The 24,206-nt window shown below is 59.7% G+C and carries 26 protein-coding genes, 2 pseudogenes and 1 other annotated feature; of the genes and pseudogenes, 16 read left to right on the forward strand and 12 right to left on the reverse strand.

Going from position 1 to position 24,206, the window contains the following annotated elements; genetic code table 11:
• Window positions 1–123, forward strand: a 123-nt coding sequence (locus tag N4A58_RS05740) for an IS3 family transposase (RefSeq protein ID WP_293708474.1), incomplete at its 5' end; no start/stop codon positions are given.
• A 628-nt stretch (window positions 124–751) separates the two neighbouring features.
• On the opposite strand, the gene N4A58_RS20910 is transcribed toward N4A58_RS05740, so the two are convergent.
• Window positions 752–925 (reverse strand): DDE-type integrase/transposase/recombinase, encoded by a 174-nt coding sequence (locus tag N4A58_RS20910; RefSeq protein ID WP_367176732.1) that lies wholly within the window; start codon window positions 923–925, stop codon window positions 752–754.
• Between the two features lie 370 nt (window positions 926–1,295).
• Window positions 1,296–1,410 (reverse strand) — a sequence feature (AL1L pseudoknot).
• 23 nt (window positions 1,411–1,433) lie between these two features.
• Between N4A58_RS20910 and N4A58_RS05745 the strand changes: the two are divergent.
• The 3 genes and pseudogenes from N4A58_RS05745 to N4A58_RS05755 all read left to right on the forward strand — a co-directional run.
• A pseudogene (locus tag N4A58_RS05745) lies at window positions 1,434–2,042 on the forward strand (IS21 family transposase); the annotation flags it as partial.
• A pseudogene (locus N4A58_RS05750) lies at window positions 2,039–2,611 on the forward strand (ATP-binding protein). The pseudogenes N4A58_RS05745 and N4A58_RS05750, both read left to right, overlap by 4 nt.
• A 228-nt stretch (window positions 2,612–2,839) precedes the next feature.
• Entirely contained in the window at window positions 2,840–3,481 is a 642-nt protein-coding gene (locus tag N4A58_RS05755; protein ID WP_293708328.1) for a glutathione S-transferase, read from the forward strand.
• Window positions 3,482–3,591: 110 nt separating this feature from the next.
• On the opposite strand, the gene N4A58_RS05760 is transcribed toward N4A58_RS05755, so the two are convergent.
• From N4A58_RS05760 to N4A58_RS05770, 3 genes are all read right to left on the reverse strand, one after another.
• Complete coding sequence (locus N4A58_RS05760; protein WP_293708329.1) at window positions 3,592–5,220, reverse strand: acyl-CoA synthetase; 1,629 nt, start codon at window positions 5,218–5,220, stop codon at window positions 3,592–3,594.
• Between the two features lie 2 nt (window positions 5,221–5,222).
• The gene (locus tag N4A58_RS05765) at window positions 5,223–6,017 is read right to left on the reverse strand and encodes an enoyl-CoA hydratase (RefSeq protein WP_293708330.1); all 795 of its coding nucleotides are present in this window, start codon (window positions 6,015–6,017) and stop codon (window positions 5,223–5,225) included.
• Between the two features lie 215 nt (window positions 6,018–6,232).
• Window positions 6,233–6,826, reverse strand: a complete 594-nt coding sequence (locus tag N4A58_RS05770) for a TetR/AcrR family transcriptional regulator (RefSeq protein ID WP_293708331.1) — start codon at window positions 6,824–6,826, stop codon at window positions 6,233–6,235.
• Window positions 6,827–6,911: 85 nt separating this feature from the next.
• On the opposite strand from N4A58_RS05770, the gene N4A58_RS05775 reads away from it, so the two are divergent.
• Window positions 6,912–7,541 carry an NAD(P)-dependent oxidoreductase gene (locus N4A58_RS05775; protein WP_293708332.1) on the forward strand — a complete coding sequence of 210 codons (630 nt, stop codon included), beginning with the start codon at window positions 6,912–6,914 and terminating at the stop codon, window positions 7,539–7,541.
• Between the two features lie 30 nt (window positions 7,542–7,571).
• Entirely contained in the window at window positions 7,572–8,066 is a 495-nt protein-coding gene (locus tag N4A58_RS05780; protein ID WP_293708333.1) for an ATP-binding protein, read from the forward strand.
• Window positions 8,067–8,075: 9 nt separating this feature from the next.
• Here the strand turns inward: N4A58_RS05780 and N4A58_RS05785 are convergent, their stop codons facing one another.
• Entirely contained in the window at window positions 8,076–9,287 is a 1,212-nt protein-coding gene (locus tag N4A58_RS05785; protein WP_293708334.1) for a calcium-binding protein, read from the reverse strand.
• Between the two features lie 234 nt (window positions 9,288–9,521).
• On the opposite strand from N4A58_RS05785, the gene N4A58_RS05790 reads away from it, so the two are divergent.
• Window positions 9,522–11,018: a flagellin gene (locus N4A58_RS05790; RefSeq protein ID WP_293708335.1), complete on the forward strand. Its 1,497-nt coding sequence runs from the start codon at window positions 9,522–9,524 to the stop codon at window positions 11,016–11,018.
• An 11-nt stretch (window positions 11,019–11,029) separates the two neighbouring features.
• Here the strand turns inward: N4A58_RS05790 and N4A58_RS05795 are convergent, their stop codons facing one another.
• The 4 genes from N4A58_RS05795 to N4A58_RS05810 form a co-directional block, all read right to left on the reverse strand.
• Window positions 11,030–11,812, reverse strand: a complete 783-nt coding sequence (locus N4A58_RS05795; protein ID WP_293708336.1) for a delta-class carbonic anhydrase — start codon at window positions 11,810–11,812, stop codon at window positions 11,030–11,032.
• A gap of 123 nt (window positions 11,813–11,935) precedes the next feature.
• Window positions 11,936–13,120, reverse strand: a complete 1,185-nt coding sequence (locus N4A58_RS05800; protein ID WP_293708337.1) for a PLP-dependent aminotransferase family protein — start codon at window positions 13,118–13,120, stop codon at window positions 11,936–11,938.
• A gap of 97 nt (window positions 13,121–13,217) precedes the next feature.
• Window positions 13,218–14,927, reverse strand: a complete 1,710-nt coding sequence (gene metG / locus N4A58_RS05805) for a methionine--tRNA ligase (protein ID WP_293708338.1) — start codon at window positions 14,925–14,927, stop codon at window positions 13,218–13,220.
• A gap of 85 nt (window positions 14,928–15,012) precedes the next feature.
• Entirely contained in the window at window positions 15,013–15,627 is a 615-nt protein-coding gene (locus tag N4A58_RS05810; protein ID WP_293708339.1) for a hypothetical protein, read from the reverse strand.
• Window positions 15,628–15,747: 120 nt separating this feature from the next.
• Here N4A58_RS05810 and N4A58_RS05815 point away from each other — a divergent pair, with 120 nt between their 5' ends.
• The 3 genes from N4A58_RS05815 to N4A58_RS05825 all read left to right on the forward strand — a co-directional run bounded on the left by N4A58_RS05815 (window position 15,748) and on the right by N4A58_RS05825 (window position 18,292).
• Window positions 15,748–16,173, forward strand: coding sequence for a DsrE family protein (locus tag N4A58_RS05815; RefSeq protein WP_293708340.1), 426 nt, complete (start codon window positions 15,748–15,750; stop codon window positions 16,171–16,173).
• Between the two features lie 103 nt (window positions 16,174–16,276).
• Window positions 16,277–17,317 carry an aldo/keto reductase gene (locus N4A58_RS05820; RefSeq protein WP_293708341.1) on the forward strand — a complete coding sequence of 347 codons (1,041 nt, stop codon included), beginning with the start codon at window positions 16,277–16,279 and terminating at the stop codon, window positions 17,315–17,317.
• Window positions 17,318–17,404: 87 nt separating this feature from the next.
• Window positions 17,405–18,292: a DMT family transporter gene (locus tag N4A58_RS05825; RefSeq protein WP_293708342.1), complete on the forward strand. Its 888-nt coding sequence runs from the start codon at window positions 17,405–17,407 to the stop codon at window positions 18,290–18,292.
• Here N4A58_RS05825 and N4A58_RS05830 read toward each other — a convergent pair.
• Window positions 18,285–19,004 carry an NUDIX hydrolase gene (locus N4A58_RS05830; RefSeq protein ID WP_293708343.1) on the reverse strand — a complete coding sequence of 240 codons (720 nt, stop codon included), beginning with the start codon at window positions 19,002–19,004 and terminating at the stop codon, window positions 18,285–18,287. The two genes, N4A58_RS05825 and N4A58_RS05830, sit on opposite strands and share 8 nt — an antisense overlap.
• On the reverse strand, window positions 18,991–19,389 hold the full coding sequence (locus tag N4A58_RS05835; protein ID WP_072705797.1) for a DUF983 domain-containing protein: 399 nt from the start codon (window positions 19,387–19,389) through the stop codon (window positions 18,991–18,993). Before N4A58_RS05835 ends, N4A58_RS05830 begins: the two co-directional genes overlap by 14 nt.
• A gap of 252 nt (window positions 19,390–19,641) precedes the next feature.
• Here N4A58_RS05835 and N4A58_RS05840 point away from each other — a divergent pair, with 252 nt between their 5' ends.
• From N4A58_RS05840 to N4A58_RS05855, 4 genes are all read left to right on the forward strand, one after another.
• Window positions 19,642–20,196, forward strand: a complete 555-nt coding sequence (locus N4A58_RS05840; protein ID WP_293708344.1) for an EF-hand domain-containing protein — start codon at window positions 19,642–19,644, stop codon at window positions 20,194–20,196.
• 79 nt (window positions 20,197–20,275) lie between these two features.
• On the forward strand, window positions 20,276–20,860 hold the full coding sequence (locus N4A58_RS05845; RefSeq protein ID WP_293708345.1) for an RNA polymerase sigma factor: 585 nt from the start codon (window positions 20,276–20,278) through the stop codon (window positions 20,858–20,860).
• On the forward strand, window positions 20,847–21,236 hold the full coding sequence (locus tag N4A58_RS05850; RefSeq protein ID WP_293708346.1) for a hypothetical protein: 390 nt from the start codon (window positions 20,847–20,849) through the stop codon (window positions 21,234–21,236). Before N4A58_RS05845 ends, N4A58_RS05850 begins: the two co-directional genes overlap by 14 nt.
• A 1-nt stretch (window position 21,237) precedes the next feature.
• Window positions 21,238–21,747: a periplasmic heavy metal sensor gene (locus N4A58_RS05855; RefSeq protein ID WP_072705801.1), complete on the forward strand. Its 510-nt coding sequence runs from the start codon at window positions 21,238–21,240 to the stop codon at window positions 21,745–21,747.
• Here N4A58_RS05855 and N4A58_RS05860 read toward each other — a convergent pair.
• The gene (locus N4A58_RS05860; protein ID WP_293708347.1) at window positions 21,734–23,089 is read right to left on the reverse strand and encodes a diguanylate cyclase; all 1,356 of its coding nucleotides are present in this window, start codon (window positions 23,087–23,089) and stop codon (window positions 21,734–21,736) included. The genes N4A58_RS05855 and N4A58_RS05860 overlap by 14 nt on opposite strands.
• A gap of 86 nt (window positions 23,090–23,175) precedes the next feature.
• Here N4A58_RS05860 and N4A58_RS05865 point away from each other — a divergent pair, with 86 nt between their 5' ends.
• Both N4A58_RS05865 and N4A58_RS05870 read left to right on the forward strand, forming a co-directional pair.
• Window positions 23,176–23,454: a DUF3572 domain-containing protein gene (locus N4A58_RS05865; RefSeq protein WP_072705803.1), complete on the forward strand. Its 279-nt coding sequence runs from the start codon at window positions 23,176–23,178 to the stop codon at window positions 23,452–23,454.
• Window positions 23,451–24,179: an HAD family hydrolase gene (locus N4A58_RS05870; RefSeq protein WP_293708348.1), complete on the forward strand. Its 729-nt coding sequence runs from the start codon at window positions 23,451–23,453 to the stop codon at window positions 24,177–24,179. Before N4A58_RS05865 ends, N4A58_RS05870 begins: the two co-directional genes overlap by 4 nt.
• The last annotated feature ends 27 nt before the right edge of the window (window positions 24,180–24,206 follow it).

Below are 24,206 nucleotides of genomic sequence, written 5' to 3' on the forward strand. Positions count from 1 at the left end.
AGGCAGGACGTGTTCGACTACATCGAAATGTTCTACAACCCGAAACGCAAGCACGCGCATAACGGCATGCTGTCGCCAATCGAATTCGAACGGCAGCAGAAACTGAACAACAAAGGCGTCTAAAAAACACGGGGCTATTCAATACATATCCGAAACACGAAGGAGGAAACCTTACGGGGGCTTCTTCACGCGCTGCGGCAATCTCCGCTTCAACGCTCTGGGTCTGCGACATGTTCTGCGCGATATCGTCCTTCAGAAACTCTGAAGGAACGCCATTTTTGAGGGAGGCGATCAGGCTGGCCTTCTCTTTGTGAAGGCGGTGAAGCTCCCGCTCCAGGGAGGCTTCACTCTTCTCTGATGCGAAGGCCAGACTTTGCCGGAGCGTATTTTGTTCAACAACTAGGCGACCAGATCGAGTGACTTCAGGTTTGCATAGAATGCTTCCTCTGCTTCACCTGCGGAATGTATCCGATGCGTCGTGAGGGCGGCGATTGTTATACCGATCGACCCACTTGAGCGTTTCCCATTCTGCTATCATGGATAGCTTTCATGGCCCGATCTGATTTATCACCTCTGTTTTGAAGAGACAGATCAAACATTCGGCGAGTGTATTGTCGTGGGCAGCACCAACGCTTCCGACAGACAGATCAATGTCTGCATCCGCCGAGCACTCCGTCTACTTAATAGACAGATATGGCTACCCGCGGTCCGGATCGAAAACCAAGCTTTTGTGAGCTGGTGTTTGTCTTTGCTAGGTCGCTTGCTCGAATGCGTCGAGAACGAACTGGATCTTCATTGAAGTCAGTGCCCGCCAGTCGATAATCCGCCGCGCAAAGACGTCGATGAGATAAGCGACGTATACAGTGCCTGACCAAGTGTGCACATAGGCAGAATCTGACACCCAAAGCTGGTTCGGACAGTCCAAGAAGAACTGACGGTTTACCTTGTCGTCCGGGCACGCTTGCGATGGTGAGCCATTGCGGCGCCACTGCTACAAGCACAATCGCGAACGGATTGGTCGTGACAACCTTCCCCCCTCGGACCATACTCATGACCCCGAAAACCGTCATCCAACTTCTCGACAGTACAGCAAGCGACGTCTTCACGATCACGCCGCGAAACATGCCAGATCTTCCGCGCGCCATAGAGCTTGCGGTTCTCCCACCAGATCGCTTCTATCTTGACGCACAAGGAAGCCTCGGACTTTGCCCAAGCCAAGCCAAGCCAAGCCAAGCCAAGCCAAGCCAAGGCCCGGGCAGGGAACGTAAAACAGCACTCAGCTCATAGGAAGTGGACGGAGCAATCTGCAGCATTTTGGACATCGGCTCGACCCCGTAAAATCCAAGATAGTCTTCAATGAAAATAATCACTTGCGAAACGGGCGGTCGAGCTCCCGCTGCCCAGCGTGCGTATGTCTGCATTCGCCGAGAGGTGGCTTCCGTTTAGTGCCTGCTTCTGTGTCTAAGACGGGCCTCGCGCGGTTCGACAACGACCGGTATTCGTTAGATGCTCGCGCCTTCGGCTACCCGGTCGAGATCTGCGCCTATGCCGAGCGCATCAAGTCCTGGCAGGACGGCAAGGTCATTTGTCAGTATGATCGCGCTTTTGGCGGCAATAGGGATATCTTTGATCCTCTGCACTACATCCCTGTTCTTGTTCGCAAACCTGGCGCCCTGCGCAACGGCGCACCGCTCAAGGAATGGGACCTTCCGCCCGCCATCAAGCGGGTCCAAAGCAAGCTTGGCGAGGTGCCGACCGCCGAGCGCCAAATGGTCCAGATGCTGAGCATGGTCCCCACAGACGGACCGGGTGCCGTGGAAGCCGCTTGCCCTGAGGCCTTGAAGGACGGCGCTCCAGCAGCTGCTTTCGTATTGAACATCTTGGCCCGACACCGCGAACCTAGAACGTCACTCACAATCGCCACATCGGATGCTTTGCGCCTGACCTGAGAGCTGGCGGCCGACTGCAAACGCTATAATAGCCTCAAGAGACCCAAAGATGGAACGCTCACAGGTGCTGTGCGCGTACGCGCTATTGGATGAAAACCGCTTACGATGCGATCATCGTCACAGCGGTCGCCCGCCTTGCGCTGGCCAAAGAGGTCGACGAGTTCACCTTCGAAGATACGTCCGTGAACGAGACGCTGGTGCGCGATCTCGTATCGGGTGACTTTCTCGATCAGCAGCGCAACGATCGTGTTGATCGGTGGAACCGGCAAGTCGCATCTCGCGGTAAGTGTCGCACGATCCTGCATCAGACCGGGCAAGAGGGGTCGGTTTTTCAACATGGTCGACCTCGTGAACAAGCTTGATGCCGAAGCCCGCACCGCCGGTCTGCTATGCTGCCTCGACTTCCTGATCCTCGGCGACTGGGCTATCTGCCGTTCGCGCAAACTGGCGGACAGCTCCTGTTCCATCTCATCAGCTTTCTCTACGAACGGACTTCGATCATCGTTGCAACCAACCTCGACTTTGGTGAGTGACCCTCCGTCTTCGGTGATGCCAAGATGACCACCGTGCTTATGGACCGTCTAACCCACCACTGGGACATCGTAGAAACCGGTAACGAGAGCTGGCGCGTCAAGACCTGCGACCAGCCGAAACGTGCCTAGCCCGACGCGGCTACGCTACAAGAAGGCTACGCCCAAGCCAGCTGCCCTCGAGCATCAACGGGTCACTTTTAGTGGCGACAAGGGGAGGGAATTCGATGCCGATCGACAACGCGTGAAGTAGTGCCAGCGGGCCGCCCTTTGCTTTTGGGTACTTCTCTCGGGCCCTTCAGTTTGTGGCAAATTCGGTGGTAGGGTGCCTCTGTCCATAGGCTACCAAAGAGCGAACTCGTGCAGTCTGATCTTCCCATTTTATGGAGCTTTCGTCGGTGCCCTTATGCCATGCGGGCAAGGTTGGGTGTGCGCAATGCGGGCATTCGAGTCGAACTCCGTGAGATTAAGTTGAGGGCGAAGCCAGAGGCTTTCTTGCAAACATCACCAACGGCGACCGTGCCGGCATTGCGTACGGCGGGCGGTGTCTTGGACGAAAGTCTGGACATCATGATCTGGGCTTTGCGCCAGAACGATCCCGATGCTCTGCTCGAAATGACTGCCGAAGGCTGGGACCTGATTTCCCAGAATGATGGCCCCTTCAAGCGCGCCTTGGATCGCACAAAATATGTGACCCGTTACCCAGACTGCAATCCAGAAGAAGAACGCGCTAAGGCTGTTGCTCACCTGATGGGGCTGGAGGCCCGATTAGAAAAGACGCTTTGGCTGTTGGGCGAGCGGCAGACGCTGGCGGATCTGGCGATCCTGCCATTTATCCGCCAATTCGCGCATATTGACCGCGCTTGGTTCGATGCTCAGCCTTGGCCGCATCTGATTGCTTGGCTTGATCGGTTTCTCGCCAGCGATGGCTTTGCAAAGGTGATGGAGAAATATGATCTTTGGCAAGAAGGCGACTTGCCGATTTTCTTTGGCGTGGTGTAGGTAAAACGACGAACGCTCGCGGATCGGCGGATAGGTCAATCTAATCTGGGCGTTTCACCCGCCCAAGGGGCAGTTAAGGGCGCCGCAGATCGCAAGGCGCCCTGTTAGCGTTAGGCCAATGCCTTCGCTTCTTCGCGTAGAACGAACTTCTGGATCTTGCCCGTAGAGGTGCGCGGGATCTCTTGGAAGACGAATTTGCCGGGGACTTTGTAGTGGGCCAGATGTTCGCGGCACCACGATTTCAAAGCATCGGCATCAGCCTGTTGCCCTTGCGCCAGTTCGACGAAAGCACAGGGCGTCTCGCCCCATTTTTCGTGGGGCATGGCAACGACCGCGACCACAGAGACGGCGTCGTGACGATAAAGCACCTCTTCGACTTCTATGGACGAGATATTCTCGCCGCCAGAGATGATAATGTCCTTGGACCGATCCTTAAGCTGCACGTAGCCGTCAGGATGCACTACGCCGAGGTCGCCGGAGTGGAACCAGCCGCCGGCAAAGGCTTTGGCCGTGCCCTCGGGATTGCGGAAGTAGCCCTTCATCACGACATTGCCGCGGAACATGACTTCGCCCATGGTTTCGCCGTCATGCGGCACGGGTGTCATAGTCTCGGGATCCATGACCTCGAGCCCTTCGAGGGGCAGGTAACGGACGCCTTGGCGGGATTTCAGAGCCGCTTGCTCGGCAGGCGGCAGATCAGACCAGTCGTTGTGCCAATCGTTGACAACCGAAGGCCCGTAGGTTTCGGTCAGGCCGTACAAGTGGGTCACGTCAAAGCCGGCGGCGCGCATGTCGGCCAGCACCTTTTCCGGCGGTGGCGCCGCGGCGGTAAAGAACTGCACGGTGTGATCCAGAGCGCGCTTCTCGCTCTCTCGTGCTGTGATCAGCAAGGACATGACGATCGGGGCACCGCAGAGGTGCGTAACCCCTTCGTCCGCGAGCGCGGCCCAGATCGGCTCGGCACGCACTTGGCGCAGGCAAACATGGGTCCCGATGATTGCGGACAAGGTCCAAGGGAAACACCAGCCATTGCAATGGAACATCGGCAGGGTCCACAGGTAGACCGCATGCTTGCTCATGGATGTGGTCAGGGCATTGCCTTGGGCCAGCAGATAGGCGCCGCGGTGGTGATAGACGACGCCCTTGGGGTCGCCCGTGGTGCCAGAGGTGTAGTTGATGGTGATTGCGTCCCATTCATCCTCGGGCATGAGCCATGCAAACGCGGGGTCGCCTTTGGCCAAAAACGCCTCGTAATCCATAGCTTCGGTGTCTATGCGCGGCCCATCGTACTCGGGATCGTCACATTGGATGACAATCGGCGTGGCTTTGGCCTGTGCCAAAGCCTCTTGCAACAGGGGCATGAATTCGCTGTCCACGATAACGACTTTGGTCATCGCGTGGTCGAGTTGGAACGCGATGATCGCCGCATCCAAGCGGGTATTGATCGAGTGCAGAACGCCGCCGCACATGGGAACGCCATAGTGACATTCCAGCATGGCTGGAGTGTTGGGGAGCAGCGCCGATACCGTATCGCCCCGCCCGATTCCGTGCTGGCTGAGCGCAGACGCCAACTGGCGGGATCGGCTGTAGAACTCCGCGTAGGTGCGGCGGATGTGCCCGTGGACGATGGCGGTGTGCTTCGGGAACACGGTCGCCGCGCGCTCTAGAAACTGGATCGGGGTCAGCGGCTGGTGGTTCGCGGGATTGCGGTCCAGATCAGTGTTGAAGGGATTAATCATAGTCACACATCCTCCCATTGGGGTGCGCGTTTTTGAATGAATGCGTTGATGCCCTCTTCGGCATCGCGGGCTAGCATATTTTCCACCATGACCTGTGCGGCATAAGCGTAGGCATCTGTCAGCTCCATCTCGCTTTGGGCATAGAAGGCGCGTTTGCCGGTGGCGAGGGTCATGCTGGATTTTGACGCGATCTTGCGGGCCATTGTCATGACGGTCTCGCGCAGTTCCTCTGCGGCGACGGCGTAGTTGATCAGGCCGATATCTGCGGCGCGTGTGGCCGATGTCATGTCGCCGGTCAGCAGCATTTCCATGGCGTGTTTGTTCGCAACATTGCGGGACAGGGCCACCATTGGGGTCGAGCAGAATAGCCCGATATGCACACCGGGGGTGCTGAACTGCGCGTTCTTGTCGGCGACAGCAAGATCACAGCTCGCCACCAGTTGGCAGCCCGCAGCCGTGGCGATGCCAGCGACTTCGGCAATGACCGGCTTTGGGCAATTCACAATGCCCTGCATTACGCCCGAGCATTGGCGCATCACCCGAGAGAAGTAGGCGCGGCCCCCGTCGGATGCATCGCGACCTGCCGTCATTTCCTTGAGATCGTGTCCGGCGCAAAATGCGGGGCCATTCGCAGCCAGAACAATGACGCGGACCTTCGGATCGCGGCCCGCCGTTTCGAATGCCTCGCCAAGGGCGGTCAGCATCGCTTCGGACAGGGCGTTGCGTTTGGATGGGGTATTCAGGGTTAATCTCAGGACGCCGTCAGCATCCAAGTCTTGCAGCAAGATCGCACTCACGTGGGGCTCCTTGCTTTAAATCTGGGTCGTGAGCGCGTCAAAAGACTGCGCATGCGCGATAAAAATCGGTCGAAATACGTGGTGACGCATCTGTCTCAACTCCTCCTCCGAGACAATGTCAGAGGATCGAAACGCACAACCAGAGGCGTGTCAATGAGTGTTCCTGAGGTCTATCCGGTTCACAGATGCGCAGAGCAAAGTGACGTAGCGTCCGTCTAAGTCCTTGATTGCGCTAACAGAGCATGGTGCGCCAATGCAGTCACCTCGCGCAGGTAGGCGTCCTGAGACCAGCCGCAATCGCGAACCAAGCGTTCCCAATTCTCGACCGAGAGCAGCACCCAAAGAAGATCGGTTGCAGCCTCTTCGGTCAGGTCCCCCCGCAGGTCCCCATCTATGGCTAAGGCGCGTATGGCCGCCGCGCATCCGTGCCGGACGGCCTGCATCCGATCATCCCACGCTGCTGCAGCCTCTGGGTCGCCTTGCATTGCGCGCAGGGCGACCGAGATCCCGTGGATCTGTGGAATGTACCCGCCCCACGCCGCGATAAAGGTCTCCAGCCTCTCGGTCCCGCGTGTTGCTGCACGGCTTGGGGCGAGCCGTGTATCCACGTCGTTCACCGAGTCGATGTGGCGTGTGACGGCGATCAGCAGTTCTGCGCGATTCGGAAAATGCAGATACAGCGCTTGGCGGCTGATCCCAGCCCCCTTGGCGATGTCGGACATGCGAACGGCTTTGTCGCCGGATTCCAAGAGTTTCCAAGCGGTTTCAAGGATGCGGGTGCGGGTGTCGGCAAGATTTCTTGACATCATGTCAAGTTATCGGCTAGCGATGGATTGTCAACTTTACACGGTGTCAAGTTGACGTTGAAATTCGAACACACAAGGAGACGACCCTATGAACGTCATCGTTTTTGGCGCGACTGGCAGTGTTGGAAAGCTCGCTGTCTCGGAACTCTTGAACGCAGGACACAGTGTCTCGGCATTCGCCCGAACACCCGACAAATTGGAACTGACAGACCCGAACCTGAGGCGCATCGCTGGCGACGCACTACGCCCCGATGAGGTGTCCAAGGCAGTTGCGGGCCATGACGCGGCGGTCATCACCTTGGGTGCGGGCCTGTCACGCAGCAGCCTGATCCGGTCCGAAGGCACGTTGAACGTGATTAACGCGATGCAAACGCACGGCATCCGGCGTCTGATCTGCCAGTCTACACTGGGCGCGCACGAGAGTTGGTCGAACCTGAACTTCTATTGGAAGCGCATCATGTTTGGCGCATTTCTGCGCCCCGTGTTCAAGGATCATGAGTTGCAAGAAAGTCTGGTGCGGGCCAGCGGTCTGGATTGGACCATTGTGCGGCCGGGCGCCTTTACAGATGCGCCGGCGACTGGGGCATACAAGGAGAATTTTCCGCCGAGTGATCGCAAACTGACCTTGAAAATCGCACGGGCCGACATAGCGGCGTTCCTCGCGCGGCAGGTTGCTGATATGACCTATCTCAAACGCTCCGTCGCGATCTCGAACTAATCCCAGCGCGTTCTTGAGCAGGAGAGGACGATGCCAGACCAGCCCGTACTTCATATGATCGCTGGCAAGATTGCCTCTGGGAAATCGACCTTGGCGGCAGAGCTTTCAGCCGGAAAGGGCACGGTTCGGATCTCAGAAGATGCGTGGTTGAACGCGCTCTTTGCCGACCAGATGACCACCCCAAAGGACTATGTCCGCTGCACAGCGCGTCTACGTGCGGCGGTGGGGCCGCATGTCGGTGATTTACTGCGGGCAGGGGTGTCTGTCGTGCTCGACTTTGCGGCAAATACGCCAGAGGTACGATTGTGGATGCGCGGGATCGTCGATGACACCGGAGCAGCTCATCGGCTGCATGTCCTGCAGGCCGATGATGCGCTGTGTCTGGATCGGCTGCGCGCCCGCAATGCATCTGGCGCGCATCCATTTTCTGTAACCGAAGAGCAGTTCCACCTGTTCACGCAACACTATGTGCCGCCCCAGCCGGACGAAGGCTTTGATCTGGTCTTTCATCCGCAGACCGGGTGAGTGACCGGCTCAAGCAAATTCGATATAATCCCAAATCTGCGAGGATAGGACGGGAGTATCGAAGGCCAGTGTGATCGCGTCGCCAGTATCCTCGAAGCCAATCCCAAAGTTCCAGCTCTCCGTGTCCTGAACGATGTGAATGTTTTGCGCGGCCATCGCGGCTTCGATGTCCTCGGCCGTCGCGGTGGATATATCGATATCGACCCCGAACCCTTGAAGCCGGAGCTTGTCACCGCCGGTTTTGTCCATGTCGACGAAGTCGGTGCCACCGGCCACCCCCTTCTTGAAGATGAACAGATCGGCGCCGCTTCCGCCCCACATATAATCATCGCCGCGCCCATCGATCAGCGTGTCATCGCCAAAGCTGCCGAGCAAACTGTCGTCGCCGCCTCCGCCGATGAGCCGGTCATTGCCCGCACCGCCATGCAGGGTGTCGGACCCGCCAGCCCCAAGCAGCACGTCCTTTCCGTCGCCGCCGACCATGCTGTCATTGCCGCCGCCACCCTTGAGCTTATCGTTGCCATCGCCGCCGCGCAGGGTGTCATGCCCGCCACCGCCGACCAGATTGTCTTTGCCCGCGCCGCCTTCGAGCAGGTCCTTGCCTGCCTGACCAAAGAGTTTGTCGTTGCCGCTGCCGCCGAAGATCTCGTCATCTCCGCGTCCGCCCTTGAGAACATCGCGTCCGCCTAGGCCTTCGATCGTGTCATCCTGATTGGTCCCCAGGTATCGGTCGCGTCCGCTGGTCCCTGACCACCCATCCTCGACCGAGAATTCGCCGTTGACCAGTGGGTTCAGAGCGACCAGATCAGGCTCAGTCCAAGTTTCGACGAACTCTTTGACCGTGGGACCCGCACCATTGAAGTCGATGAGGATCCGATAGGCTCCGGGCACGATCATGGCGATCTCTTCGATCTCGATGTCCGCCGTGCTTTCGAGCCAAGCGGTGTTTTCGCCGATTTCTGCATAGGTCAGCGGTTCTGGCCAGTCGCCAAAGAAATCAGCCGTCACAGAGCCTGTGGCCGCGCTGTAATAGGTTAACCGGAAAGCCCCGTCGGGCAGGATGTTCGCCGGCGTCATCTCTGCGTTGCCAGTTAGCATATTGTCGACTGACCAATTCAGATCGAACAGCGCGCCGCCGCCTGCAAAAAACTGCAAGTCGACATCAGCAAAGGTATATTCAATCAGACCGTTCAGATCGGTCAGTGTGACCTCGACTGTCATGGGGGTATATTCCTGTCCAAGAAGGTTAGCTCAGCAATCCTTAAGCGCGTTTCTTCGATGCCGGTATGCTGGTTTTCCTGCAGGCAGAATTAACCTTTCCCAGCCCAACGGCTGGCTTTGACCTCTGAAAGACAGGCGCGGCGAGTGAAAATAATTCTAAACATTTTCTTAAATGAGCCCGTTCCACTCGATAGCGACCAGTTTACACGCGGCGCATGCAGGGGAGTTTAGGCCATGATCAAAGCAGGTTCGACGGGGGCAGTGAATGCCGCTCTGAACGCGATTTCTGCAGCAGATCAGGAGCGACAGAGATCGATGCAAGCTCTGACGACCGGATCGCGGATCAACAAGGCGGGCGATGACGTCGCAGGCGTATCCGGCGCGGCCAAACTGCGAGGCGAGATCGTGGCGGTGAAGCAGGGCATCCGCAATATCGGGGACTTCGGCGGCTTTCTGGAAACGGCTGAATCGATCCATACCGGTGCCATCGATATTTTGCAAAACATGAGGGTTCTTGCTTTGCAGTCCGCGAATGGGGTCAATTCCTCGGATGAACGCTTTTCGTTGAACGACAGCGCACAGAATTTGTTGACCCAATATCGCGAGGAAACGTCCGGCGGCAATCTGGCGGCGCGGTTCTTGGTCGACGGGTCCTTTTCTGACAAACAGCTGACCCTGGGCGCTGGCGATGACCGAAATCTGAACATCAGCATCCGTTCGATCCAGATGCCTGACATTGGCGAATTTCGCGTCGGCACCGAAGCGTCGATTTTCTTTACGACTGGCGCCGGCGAGGCAGCGGGGCCGATCCAAGGCGGGGCGTCGTTCCGCGTAGATAGTGCGGGGCGCAGCGCGACGGTGAGTCTGGACGCGGGCATGTCAGCGCGGGATTTGGGGGACAAACTGCGCGTGGGTGCTGGCGAAGCCTTGCAGGCGTCCGGTGTCGGCTTGGTGGCGTCGACGCAGGTCGAAGTCAGTTCATTGGCCGCTGGGACTGTTGGGTTTTCGCTCAATGGCGTGCAAATTGCGGGTGTCATTGATGGAGGCGGGGATCTGTCCAACATCGGTGCCCTGATCAATTCCAAGTCGAACCAAACCGGCGTCACGGCAAGTTTGAACTCCGACAAGACCACGATGACGTTGACCGATGCTATGGGTGACAACATTCGCCTGTCTGACTTTGAAAGCGCCAATGGCGCGCGCCTGCAGCTGACTGCGCTCGAAGGGGACGGCGTTGCGGCAGGAGCGACCAGCGGCATTCATCTCGGCGTGCTGGAAAGCGGCGGCAATCTAGGGGCCACGATCACGGGCCAGCTCAATCTGGTCGGGAACGAGAACATCAGTATTTCCCAAGACGCCAACACGGCTGCGGGGCAGGGCTTTGCAGAAGCGGGGCTGAAGAACAGCAGCTTCAGCAGCCTAGGAGATATCGACCTGACCTCGACCGAAGGCGCGCTCAAAGCGGTGTCGATCATCGACAACTCAATTGCCCGCGTCGAAACCGGACGAGGCAAGCTGGGTGCGACGCAGAACACTCTAGAGGCACTGACTCGCAGTTTTGGGCGTCTACGCACCAATCTAGAGGCCAGCCATTCCCACATCATGGACGTCAACATGGTGCAGGAGGTCAGCCAGTTTGCCCAAAGCCGGATCATTATGAACGCGGCTCAGGCGATGCTCAGCCAAGGGATGAAGGTCCAATCAGGTTTCCTTGGCCTCCTGCGCAGCTAGGCGCGTTTGGGTCAGTTGATGGGCGAGAGCAGGGCAGGCTCGGTCACGATCTGACGCACGCCGTGAGAGTGATCTTCGTTAAATTTGTTCTCTTCGGCCCATGCGTGCAGCGACGTGATGTCGACTCGTGCACATGTTGGGCGAACCGACCACGTGACCTGCAGCGGCGAGCATTCTTGCTGAGAATACTTTGGACCCGTGGTCGAGCCTGCAAACACCACTGGTTGCCCAGTGTCCGTGGGCAGAGTGTCAGGCTGGTGTAGGCCGTCTACGACTTTGCCGTGGTAGTCATAGGTCCGGAAATCTGCCGCATAGGGATCATTCACTACCAGAAAGACCTGAGCTTCGACCCGCAGTTGGGGATTGGCGCAGGCAGGGCTCATACAGGACCCTAGTCCTTCGCCGGGGGAAACGTCGCAGGAGGAATAGACCCAGTGCACCTCGATCGTGTCGCCGGGTTTGACACCGCCAAAGGGGCCGTGCCCATCAAAGGGGTCCTCACGTTCCTGCGCCGTCAGCTCTGCGGTGTCATTGCACTTCCATCCGCCATGGGTGCCCTTACCGGCGGCAATCGCAAAGCCGGGGCCCTTGTGCTCGGCGTTGGTGTGGGTGTGAATGTTGCACAGGTTCAGATCAGACGCGGGTGGAGCCAGATTGAACAGACGGGGATTGCTGCCCGCGGTCTGGGTAATGTCGCGCGGCGTTTGCGGGCCGTAGCCGGTGCAGATATCAGCGGCCATGCCGATTGCAGGCCACAGTGTTACAGTCGCAGCACAAATCAGGCGTCGGTTCATTCGGTCTCTCCCCGTCCAAAGCGGTGCGCTGAGTTTCGTCAGCGCTTTGCGGAAACCTAGGGGAGAGGTCGTGAGCATTTCGTTACCAAACCCGCAGAACTGCGGGAATGGTTAATGGCGCCCTTAGTTGAACGACCGAATGGTGTCTGCCAGACGCTTGGCACCTTCGCTCAGCGTCTCGGGGGTGTTGAGCGTAAAGTTAATGCGGATACCTGATTGGTCCTTGCCCTCTGGGTCAAACACGCTGCTGGGCGAGATGCAGACGCCGTAGTCCAGACAGCGGCGCATCAGTTGCTCGGTCTGGATTGCGGAGTCTTTGACCTTGGCCCAGACAAACATGCCGCCGCAGGGCTTTTCCCATGTCAGGTGGTCGCTCAGATGCTCTTCCATCGCGGCACACAAGGCATCGCGGCGTGCGCGATATAGTGCCAGAACGCGCGGCAGAGCGTTATCGGCGACACCTTCCTCATAGGCCTTGGCAGCGGTCATCTGGCAGACGCCGCTGCTGAACATGTCAGACCCTTGTTTCGCGGTCGCCAAGGCTTCGATCATCTCGGGCGCGGCGATGATCCAACCGATGCGCAGGCCGGGGGCCAGTTCTTTGGAAACTGTGCCGACATAGATGACAGGGCCACTGTAGGGCGTGCCGTCGCCGCTGAGTTCCAGCAGAGTCGGGAGCGGTTCGCTGTCATAATAGAGCTTGCCGTAGGGGTCGTCCTCGATCAGCCACGCGCCAGTTTCGTGAGCGGCGGCCAGCAGGTCTTTGCGCTGCTCCAGATCCACCAAACGGCCGCTGGGGTTCGAGAAATTAGGAACCGTATAAGCGAACTGCGCGCCGGTCATATCCGCGACAGGATCGAAGTTATCAGCCTCGAGGAGCATGGGCTGATACTCGGGCGTGCGCGGGCGCCACGCGTCCAAGGCGCCGAGGTAAGTCGGGCTCTGTGCCGCAATCTTTTGGCCAGGATTTAGCAAGACTTGGCCGATCAGGCTCAGGGCTTGGGTGCCGCCGGTGGTGACCAGTACGTTGTCGCGGGTCAGGGGCACATTGTCGGAGCTGTAACGTTTCGCCAGCACGTCGCGCAAATAGGGCAGACCGGGGACGGGGCTGTAGGTCATCGTCTCGGTCGGGTATTCGCGCACCACGCGGCCCGAAATCTCGGCGATTTCCTTTACGGGCCAGACGTCGGGCGAGGGCAGTCCGCCACCAAGGTTGATCAGGTCAGGAATCTGGCCTGCGGACAGAAATACGGAAATCACATCGTTTGTGTCGTTCAGCCATCCGGCAAAGGGGGCGCGATCGGTCATCAGAGGTGTCTTTCGGTTTAGTGTGTGTCGGGGCTGTCCCCGAAAGCAAATGCCACCCGTTTCGGGGTGGCATCGCGTTGTTTCCAGTGGGGCGCCCTTAGTCGCGGGTGCCTGCGAAACGCTGCTGCCACTCTTCGCGCTGATCATCGCTGATCTTGCCGAAGAGGTTGTCCGGCACCGCAAAGGCATGACCGGCGGGCAGGCGTTTCACCGCATCGGCGGCGCTGCCAGGCCACTCGGCGTCGACCTTCATCGCCTCGAGCAGCTTGTCAGCGGCATCGGGGATAAAGGGCGCGGACAGCACGGCATAGAGCGGGATCAGGTTCAGGGCGAAACGCACCTGACCGGCGGCCTTCTCGGGGTCTTCCTTGAAGGTCGACCACGGCGCGGCCTCTTGCAGGTATTCGTTGCCCATGACCCAGATGGCGCGCAGGGCACCAGCGGCCTTGCGGACCTCTTTGTCTTCCATGAACTGCTCGTAGGCGCGGATGTTCGCCTCGAGCTGGTCGATAAAGGCCTGATCGACGGGCAACTCGTCGCCACCTGCGGGGACCTCTTCTCCGAACTTGGAGCGGCAGAATTTGGTGACGCGGCTGACAAAGTTCCCCAGCACGTCGGCGAGGTCCTTGTTCACGGAGGTTTGGAAGTTCTCCCACGTGAATTCGGCATCGCTGCTTTCGGGGGCGTGGCTCAGCAGCCACCAGCGCCAGTAGTCGGCGGGCAGAATTTCCAGTGCCTGATCCATGAACACACCGCGCCCGCGCGAAGTGCTGAACTGGCCGCCATCGTAGTTCAGGTAGTTGAACGATTTGATGTAATCCACCAGCTTCCACGGCTCGCCGGAGCCCAGAATGGTCGCGGGGAAGGACAGGGTGTGGAAGGGCACGTTATCCTTGCCCATGAACTGGGTATAGGTCACATCATCCGCGCCCTTGTCGGTGCGCCACCAGCGTTCCCAGTCGGTGCCTTTGCCCGCCTCGACCCATTCCTGACCGCAGGCGATGTATTCGATCGGCGCGTCGAACCAGACGTAGAAGACTTTGCCTTCCATGCCCTCCCAATCCTGATCGCCTTTCTTGACCGGAATGCCCCAGTCCAGATCGCGGGTGATGCCGCGGTCCTGCAGGCCGTCACCGTCGTTCAGCCATTTCTTGGCGATCGAGGTGGTCAGAACCGGCCAGCCCTCGCGGGTGTCGATCCACTGCTCCAGCTGGTCCTTCATCTGGCTCTGGCACAGATACAGGTGCTTGGTTTCGCGCATTTCCAGCTCGGTCGAGCCCGAGATGGTCGAGTGCGGGTTGATCAGGTCCACGGGGTCCAGCTGCTTGGTGCAGTTGTCGCACTGGTCGCCGCGGGCGCTGTCGAAACCGCAGTTGGGGCAGGTGCCCTCAATATACCGGTCAGGCAGGAAGCGGCCATCGGCGTGGCTGTACATCTGCGTCTCGCTGACTTCGCGGATCAGGCCCGCGTCGGCCAGACGGCCTGCGAAATGCTGGGTCAGCTTGTGGTTCGCGTCCGAGGACGAGCGGCCAAAGTGGTCGAACGACAGGCGGAAGCCCTCGGCGATCTTGGCCTGAACCTCGTGCATCTCGGCGCAGTATTCAGCGACGGGCTTACCGGCCTTGGCGGCGGCCAGCTCGGCGGGGGTGCCGTGTTCGTCGGTGGCGCACAGGAACAGAACCTCGTTGCCCCGACCGCGCTGGTAGCGGGCGAACACGTCCGCCGGCAGCTGGCTGCCCACAAGGTTGCCAAGGTGTTTGATGCCGTTGATGTACGGAATGGCCGAAGTAATCAGGTGCCGTGCCATGAGGTGCCCCCAGAATTCTGTTGTCGGGCCTCCCTTAGCGCAAGAGGCTGCGGTGTTCCAGCAGAACTGGCGCTTGTTTGTTGGGCTAGTCCGGCCCTGTGGTGGGGGTCAGGGTGAACGCGCCGGTCAGGTCCCGTGTCATGGTCCAGCTGGCGGGGGCGGCCATGCGGGCACGCACGCGGTCCAGCCGCCACGCCGGATGGGCCGAGGGCAGAGGCGTCACCATCCAGCGCGTTTCCACCCCCGGTGCACCGCCCCGCTCGGGGGTCAGTAGGATGCCGATGGGGGCCTCGGCCCCTTTTTGCGCGCCGCGCTCGGCGGCCAAGTGCAGGCGGCGGATTGGGGTGAGTTCGGGGATTTCGCTGACCTCGCTGATCACGGCTGACACCGCGCCACTGTCTAGCGCCTCTTCCATCGCCCACAGGATGTCGCGGGTCTGGCCAGCCTTGACCGTCAGGATGCGGGTCGGATCGCACCATGCTCCTAGGCCGGGGGCGAAGAGCGTTTCGGTGCTCCATGCAGGTTTGATCCACATCACCGGCCCGCTGGTCCGTCCCGCCCATTCCAAAGCGAACACCCAGCGCGCCGCACCGCAGATTTCATGCACGCGCGCCCGCGCCACCCGCAGCCCGCCTGCGAGGGTCAATTCCGGTCCGTCTCGGTGGGGACGCCGGTCCAAGAGATGGGCCTGATTCACCATGTCCCCATTTTATGTTCCTATTTTGTTCCGTAAAGGTATTCTATCGTTTGGGCAGTTTGTGATGTGCTGGAACGCGGCTAGGCTGCTGACAGAAGAGACATGATAAAGGGAGGAGATATCATGACCCGACTACTGTGCGCCTTGGCGATCACCTGCATGGCTTTGTGGGGCCAACTGGCCGAGGCTGGAGAAAAGATGAAAGTTGTTTACCACGTCGCCGATGTAGAAAAGGTCGGCTTTGCCCTTGGCAACATGGCCAACCACATCAAGGGCGCAGGCGGCCCCGAGAATGTCGATATCGTGCTGGTTGTGCACGGCCCCGCGCTCAAGGCATTTCACGATGGCGTCGATGCTAATCCCAAAGTGCTAGAGCGTCTGACCGCTCTGCAGGGCAATGGCGTTACGTTCGAGGCCTGTGGGAACACCATGAATGCGCAATCGGTGTCCTTGGATGACCTGATGCCCAACTTCACCCGCCGCGACGAAGGCGGGGTGGTCCGCATCGCGGATTTGCAGTCCCAAGGCTACATCTACATCCGTCCATAACATTGCATTCCCATGATACGGGAAATGCAGGCGCCCCCCTTGAGTTTCCCAAGCGGGGGCGCATGTTTGCATCCAAGTTATTGCAAAGACAAAGGACTATCTGATGAAGACCAGACCGCTCGGCCGCACGAGCCTTGATGTGAGCGTATTCTGCTTGGGTTCCATGACCTGGGGCACGCAAAACACCGAAGAAGAGGGGCACCAGCAGATCGAGCGCGCCATTGAGGCGGGCATCAACTTCATCGACACCGCCGAGATGTATCCCGTGAACCCCGTCCGCGCCGAAACCGTTGGCGTGACCGAGGAAATCATCGGCAACTGGTTCGAAAAGACAGGCCGCCGCGACGAACTGATCCTCGCAACCAAGCACAGCGGTGCAGGCTCGCATTCGCGGGATGGTGCGCCGATCACCGCCAAATCCATCCCCGAAGCCGTCGAGGGATCGCTCAAGCGCCTAAAGACTGACGTCATCGACCTGTATCAATTTCACTGGCCGAACCGCGGCAGCTACCACTTCCGCCAGATGTGGAACTACGACCCCTCGGGTCAAAACGCCGCCTACACCCAGCAGAACATGGAAGACTGCCTTGGCGCGCTGCAAAAGATGGTGGATCAGGGCAAGATCAAGCATTTCGGTCTGTCGAACGAATCCGCGTGGGGCACCACCAAATGGGTGCAGCATGCCGAAGCGGGCAAAGGCCCGCGGGTGGCTTCGATCCAGAACGAATATTCGCTGCTGGCGCGTTACTATGACACCGATCTGGCCGAAGCCTGCGTGAACGAGGATGTGGGCCTGTTGTCCTACACCACTTTGGCGGCGGGTCTGCTCACCGGCAAATACCAAAAGGGTCAGATCCCCGAGGGCTCGCGCATGGCGATCAACGGTGATCTGGGCGGCCGCAAGACCGAGCGCGTCTTTGATGCCGTGGATGCCTATCAGACGCTGGCGGACAAATACGGTCTGAGCCTGACGCAGATGTCGCTGGCATGGGCACGTGACCGTCCGGGCATGTGCTCGGTCATCATCGGGGCGACCACGATGGACCAGCTCGAAGAGGTTCTGGGCGCCCACGATCTGGAGCTGCCTGCAGAGCTGCTGACCGAGATTGACGAGGTGCACAAACAGCACCCGCTGCCGTTCTAAACGATTTCGGGGCCTTCGGGCCCCGTTTTCATTGGGGCGGCGCGTGAATTTTCTGGCGGGGCGGGCCGCAGGGTGCAATATCGCCCAATGGATGCATGGATACTGATCACCTTTGCCGCCGCGACGTTTCAGACCCTGCGGTTTGTGCTGCAAAAACGCCTGAGCGCCAAAGAGTTGAGCGCGGCGGGGGCGACGTTTTCCCGCTTCATCTATTCCTTCCCCTTCGCCTTTGCGATCACACTGGCCTACCAGCAGCTGCGCGGGTTCGAGTGGCCCGAACTGTCCCCAATGTTCTGGGTGCACGGCGCGGTTGGCGGCGTGGCGCAAATCCTTGCCACGCTTTGTGTGGTGATGCTGCTGGGGCGGCGCAATTTTGCGGTCGGGATCACCTTTAAAAAGACCGAAGTCATTCTGGCGGTCATCGTCGGATTGATTGTTTTGGGGGACGTGATCACTTTGCCCGCGCTTGGGGCGGTGCTGATCGGAATGGCCGGCGTGCTGCTTCTGTCAAAACAGGCCAAGGGCGCGGCATGGGACAATGCAGCGGTCGCGCTCGGACTCGGATCGGGTCTGCTTTTTGCGATCTCGGGCGTGACCTATCGCGGGGCGACCCTCGCGGTTCTGAGCGATGATCCCTTTTTGCGGTCCTCGGTTGCACTGGCGATGGTGACACTGTTCCAGACCGTCGTGATGGCGGCATGGTTGCAGATCAGAGACCCCGGACAGATCACCAAAGTGGTCAAGGCATGGAACCGCGCGGGTCTGATCGGGATCATGAGCCTGTTTGGTTCTCTTAGTTGGTTCACCGCGTTTACCTTGCAGCCCGCAGGTCTGGTCAAAGCGGTCGGTCAGGTCGAACTGATCCTGAGCATCATGGCGGGGCATCTCATCTTTGGCGAACGTCTCTCGCGGCGCGAGCTTGTGGGCATCGCGACCATCGGGCTGAGCGTCGTCGTGCTGGTATTGGTCAGCTAAGAGGGCTGCCCCCGCCAAGACGAGCAAAGTGGATATCCTCGTCCCGATCTTTGTAAAACGGCACGCTGTCGGGCACCGGGCCGCCTCGCAAACGGGCGGCGATTTCGGCCAGAACGACCTCTGTGATAAATGGCAGATCGAACTGGCGCACCTCGGGCAGCGGGATCCATTGCAGGTGGCTGAGTTCATCGCAAGCGGCCGTGAAATCGTCGGGATCGGTGACCAGCGCCTCTGCGTCGATCAAGAAGAAACGCGCATCGAACCGGCGTGGGCGGCCGGGCGGGGTGATTGCGCGGAACACAAACTCCATCGAACCCGCCGCAGGCAGATAGCCACGCTCTGCGAACCCCTGCCAGTCGTCGGGAACGTCGTCGGGCCATGTGCCCGCGGTTCCCAAAATCTGGCCAGTCTCTTCCCACAACTCGCGGATCGCGGCAATTGGTAGGGCGCGGGCCACGGCCTCTGGGGTCTGTTCGGCGAGCCGCGCGCTGCAGGGATCGGGCAGGGGCGCTGCCAGCGGGATGGTGCTGTCCCCTGCGTCTACGGCCCCACCGGGAAAGACAAACTTCGAAGGCATAAACGCCGCTTTGGCCCCGCGCTGGCCCATCAATATGCGTGGAGCGGTGGACGCGTCACGCACCACGATCACGGTGGCGGCGTCACGGATGGCGATTTTGTCGATGCCTGTCGAAATAGTGCTACCCTTTTGCACGCCCGAAGCCGTGCATCCTTTTTGACCACTGAAGCGCAACCATCGCGCCCTTTAATCTAGGCAGAAGGTAAAGCGAGAGTGCAACGCAGCCAATGGTGAAAATGGTGAACAGCACCAACGGATCGGGGCGCCAGATTTCAAACGCAAGCAGCAGGATTGGCGCCATCAGGTGGCCCACAATCAGGATGGTCAAATAAGCCGGACCGTCATCGGCGCGCTGGTGGTGCAGCTCTTCGTGACACACAGGGCAGGTGTCGCGGACCTTGAGATAGCCCTTGAGCAGCGGACCGCTGCCACAGTTGGGGCATTTGCGGCGCCAGCCTTTCCATAATGACGGGTAGAGCGGGCGATCCTCGCCGACGCCCGCTTGGGTGTTTTCAGACATTCCATCCTCGTTCGCGCTGAATGTGCGGGAAACTTATACGTTAGCGTGCAAAGTAAAAGGGTGCGGAGTGTCCTTGCGGCTCCATGTCGCGAAGGGACGCGCAATCTGTTCTATCTCATGCACAAAAATCTCGATGCACCTGCGACGGAATTCCAGAGCCCCCGCGTTTTACTTCATGAACACGGCGAGAGTTGAGGCCTCTCGCTGAGGTTCGAGGCCACACTGTAAATGGAAACTGGAAGGACGAACAGGATGACCAAGACTTCGACAAAAATCGTACTGGGACTTGCTGGACTGGCCGCGAGCGCCATGCTGATAGTCACCACCGCCCAAGCGCGCCCCGGCGGCATGATGGGGCACGGCGACCATCCTGCTTTTGCCGAGCTGGATGCCAATGCCGACGGTGAAGTCTCTGCCGAAGAATTCGAAGCGTTCCGCGCTGCAAAATTCGCCGAAGCGGACACCGATGGCGACGGCGCACTGAGCCCTGACGAGATGATCGCGCGGATGGAAGTGCAGCGCGCCGAACAGATGCGCAGCCGTATGTTGCAGCGCTTTGACACTGACGGCGACGGCAAAATCTCGCCCCAGGAAATGGCTGCTAAACGTCCCGGTGACATGATCCAGAAGATGGATAAGGACGGCAACGGCACCATCTCGGAAGAAGAGTTTGCTGCTATGGAACGCCCGATGATGCGCAAGGGTGACGGCCCCCGCGGCATGAAGAACACCTGTGAGAACGATGGTGGTCGTCACGGCGGCGGTGAGCGCGGCGAAGGCGGCAAGCACATGCCTCGCTGCCAGTAATCGGCATTGAACAAGGGGTGGCGCGTCTAGGCGCGCCACCGGTTGCCGGTCTTGGCGGTAACGGAGTAATCAGGGCTTTATGACGATGCCTTATGACGCAGTGAGCGAGCTTTCGGACGAAGCGCTCTTGGTGCTGTACGCCAAGGGGGATCCGTTGGCTGCCCAAGTGTTGTCGCGCCGGTTCCTGCCGCGCGTGCTGGCCCATGCCACACGCGTGCTCAAGGATCAGGCCGAGGCAGAGGATGTTGCCCAAGAGGCAATGCTCCGTCTGTGGAAGATAGCGCCGGACTGGCGCGCGGGCGAAGCCCAAGTGACCACGTGGATGTACCGCGTCACGGCCAACCTATGCACAGACCGCATTCGCAAACGTCGCAGTGTTCCGCTGGACTCAGCGCCAGAGCCCGAGGATGACACCCCGAGCGCAGGCGAGGCGATGCAGGATGCTGCTCGGGCGCAGGCGCTGAATGCCGCGCTCATGGAGTTGCCGGACCGTCAGCGCCAAGCCGTGGCCTTGCGCCACCTCGAGGGGTTGTCGAACCCTGAAATTGCAGAAATTCTGGACTGCGGTGTCGAGGCTGTCGAAAGCCTGATTGCCCGCGGGAAACGCGCCCTGACCAAGATATTGCAGGGCAAACGAGAGGAACTGGGATATGTCGATGAATAAAGACGACGACAGCTTGGACCTGGAACTCTGGTTCAGTGCGTCCCGCAAACACACGCAAGACCCCTCCGATGATTTGCTGGCCCGTGTTTTGGCGGATGCCGCGATGCTTCAGCCCGAGGCGCCTGGAATTGTGACCACCGCGCCCGATCCTGCGCCGCGTGTCTCGCTCTGGGCGCAGTTTACGAATGCGATTGGCGGCTGGTCCGGTCTTGCGGGTCTGGGGACTGCGACAGTGGCGGGCTTGTGGATCGGGCTTAGTGCGCCGAACACCCTGATGACCCTGAGCAGCGCGATGACCTCTGGGGAATACGAGCCGACCTATCTGTCGGAGATAGAAGATTACGCCTTGTTGGTGATTGAAGAAGGGGCCGAATAAGATGGCTGATACGGACAAGCCCGCAAAATCCGCAGCGTCGACCCCGCGCTGGATCAAGGCCCTGTTGGCGGGATCGCTGGCGCTGAACTTTGCGGTGATCGCGGGGGCCATCGGGATGGCGGTCACCTTTGACGGCCCCCCGCCGCCCAAGGATGGCGGCATGTTCGGGATCAGCGGCTATGTCCGCGCCCTGCAAGAGGACAAGCGCAAGGAGTTCGGCCGCACAGTGCGTGATGCGCTGCCCCAGCGTCCGTCACGCGAAAGTTTTATGGCCCAAGCGCAGGCGACTTTGGACCTGATCCGTGCCGAGCCCTTTGATGCGGCAGCTTTGGACGCGCAACTCAGCGCGATGGCCGAACGGTTCGAAGTGGGCCGCAAGACCGGAGATCGCGTGTTTGTTCAGATCGTTGAACAGATGACCCCCGCCGAGCGCGCGGACTACGCGGACCGTCTGGAAAAGCGCATCGAAAAGGGCTTTGAGCGCAACAAAGGCAAGTTCAAGCCGCACTAAGCGGCGCGACACACACGCGATTGCGGCCATCATTCTTGGCCGCATAAAGCGCGCCATCGGCAGCCTGTAGCGCGGTGTCGATTCCGCCGAGCCCACCTGAAAACAGTTGCACCCCCACCGAAACAGTCAGCGCCACTTCAGGTGCATCAGCTCCAAGCGCGACAGGGCAGGCCGAAATGGCGTGGCGTATTTCTTCGGCCACAGCAATCGCGTGAGAGGGGTCTTCGACCGTCAGTCCGATCAGGAACTCTTCGCCGCCGATCCGCGCCAGAACAGGCGCATCGGGCAGGGCCGCATGTAATCGGCGCGAAATCTCGATCAGGGCTTCGTCTCCGGCGCGGTGGCCGTAGGTGTCATTGATCCGTTTGAAGTGATCCACGTCCACCAGCATCAAGGCCAGCATCTGATCGCTCCGGCGGGCCCGCTCGCTTTCCCGTGCCAGCGCAGGCATTGCGCCGCGCCGATTTTGTAGGCCCGTCATCGGGTCCAGCAGCGCCTCGGCGAAACCCTGACGCAGTGCGTCTTGTTCTGCTTTGATCCGCAGTTGCCGCCGCATCAGTGCGCTGATCCGCAACCCGATCTCGCGCGGGGCCATGGGTCCGACAAACAAATCGTCTGCCCCCATATTCATGAGCTCGATCCCGTGGCGTTCAAGCGCGGTGTCGAACAACCCGAGGATCGCTGCGCCGCCAGAGCTACGATGGGCCCGCAACTCCATCAGTAAATGCGCGGCCGGAAAGGGCTGGGCGTCACTGACCGCAAAGATCACAACTTCGGGCTTGGTGCCACTGTCGCAAGCCTTTGCGGCGTTGCTCCAGTCTGAGGCACGCATGGGGCCGGTCCATCCTTTGGCGATTTCTTTCAGTGCGGTCTTTGCGGTCTCTTGGGTCGCGCCGACGACTAGAACGGGGGCAAGCGCAAAGCAGGCAGGACCGTCGATCGCATAGCCCGCAGGCAGTGCTGCGGTACCAGCGGCATCAAACCCCGCGCGGCGGGTCAGACTACGCAGGCGCGCCACAAGTTCCGCGGGATTGGCGGCGCGCCACAGGGCGTCGTCTGCACCGGCTGCCAGCGCATCGGCGGCTCTGTCCGACTCTGCGGTGTCGACCAGCACCATAACGGGCACGCGTGCGCCCAACAGGTTCCGGACATGCTGGATCGCGTCCACTGGCAACCCGCCCAAACACCGCGCCGCGATGATCACCGCATCAAACATCTCTTGCGGTTGGATTTCGGCGATAGAACCCAGCAAACTGACCTGATAGGACAGTTGGGACAAACGCACTTCGAGCATGATCCTGTTGATCGCCACATCATCAATGACAAGGATATGACCCGCCATGAGTTGCCTGCCTCCGGTTTGCTGCTGTTAGGTTATTTATCGGTAATGTGGGTTAAAACTTCCTTTCCAACTTCGGAGAAATTTGAATGAACAGTGCTGCTGCAGAGGTTTTGGCAATCAAGGCTCTGGGCTGGCTTGCAGCCCAAGAAGATCTGCTGGGGGTCTTTATGGGCTCTAGCGGTATCCAGCCCGACGAGCTGCGCACCAAAGCTGGCGATCCGGAATTTCTGGGGGCTGTGCTTGATTTCATTACCATGGACGACGCATGGGTCGTTCAGTTCTGTAATGATAATGGCTTGGCCTACGAGGAGCCCCTGCGCGCCCGTCAGGCCTTGCCCGGAGGACAGCAGGTACATTGGACATGAGCGCACCCGTCAAAGGCATTCTCTTCGACAAGGACGGCACCCTTTTCGATTTCAACGCGACATGGGCGGCATGGGCCTATGACTTTCTGACCGATCTCGCAGGGGGTGACGCGTCCAAAGCGGCGTTTCTGGCAGGTACGCTTGGGTTCGATTATGCCCATCGCAGTTTTCACCCCGAAAGCCCCGTGATCGCGGGCACGCCAGAGGAAATCGCTCAATATATCATGCCATTCGTACAGGACGTGCCTGATGCCGAGCTTTTGGATCGCATGAACCAGTCAGCTGCCAACGCCCCACAAATAGAGGCTGTACCGCTTGCGCCGCTCTTGGATCAGATGCGCGCTGCCGGTCTGCTGTTGGGCGTTGCGACGAATGATGCAGAGCTGCCCGCCCGAAGTCACTTGGGCCGCGCAGGCGTGCTCGACAAGTTTGATTTCATCGCCGGTTTCGACAGCGGTTTTGGGGGCAAACCCGCACCGGGCCAGATGCTGGCTTTTGCGGACCAAGGTGAGCTGGACCCCGCGCATGTGGTCATGGTCGGCGACAGTCTGCACGATCTGCACGCGGGCCGCGCGGCAGGGATGCGGTGCGTCGGCGTTCTGACGGGCCTCGCCACAGGTCCCGATTTGTCGGAGCATGCTGATGTTGTCCTGCCCGATATCAGTTTCCTTCCCGATTGGTTAAAGCAACAGGGACTCTGGCCGGTTCCGGAAACACTTCGCTAACCCTTTCACCGACGCCATCAAATACTG

It is taken from the genome of Donghicola sp., assembly GCF_025210255.1.
Taxonomy (GTDB): domain Bacteria; phylum Pseudomonadota; class Alphaproteobacteria; order Rhodobacterales; family Rhodobacteraceae; genus Donghicola; species Donghicola eburneus.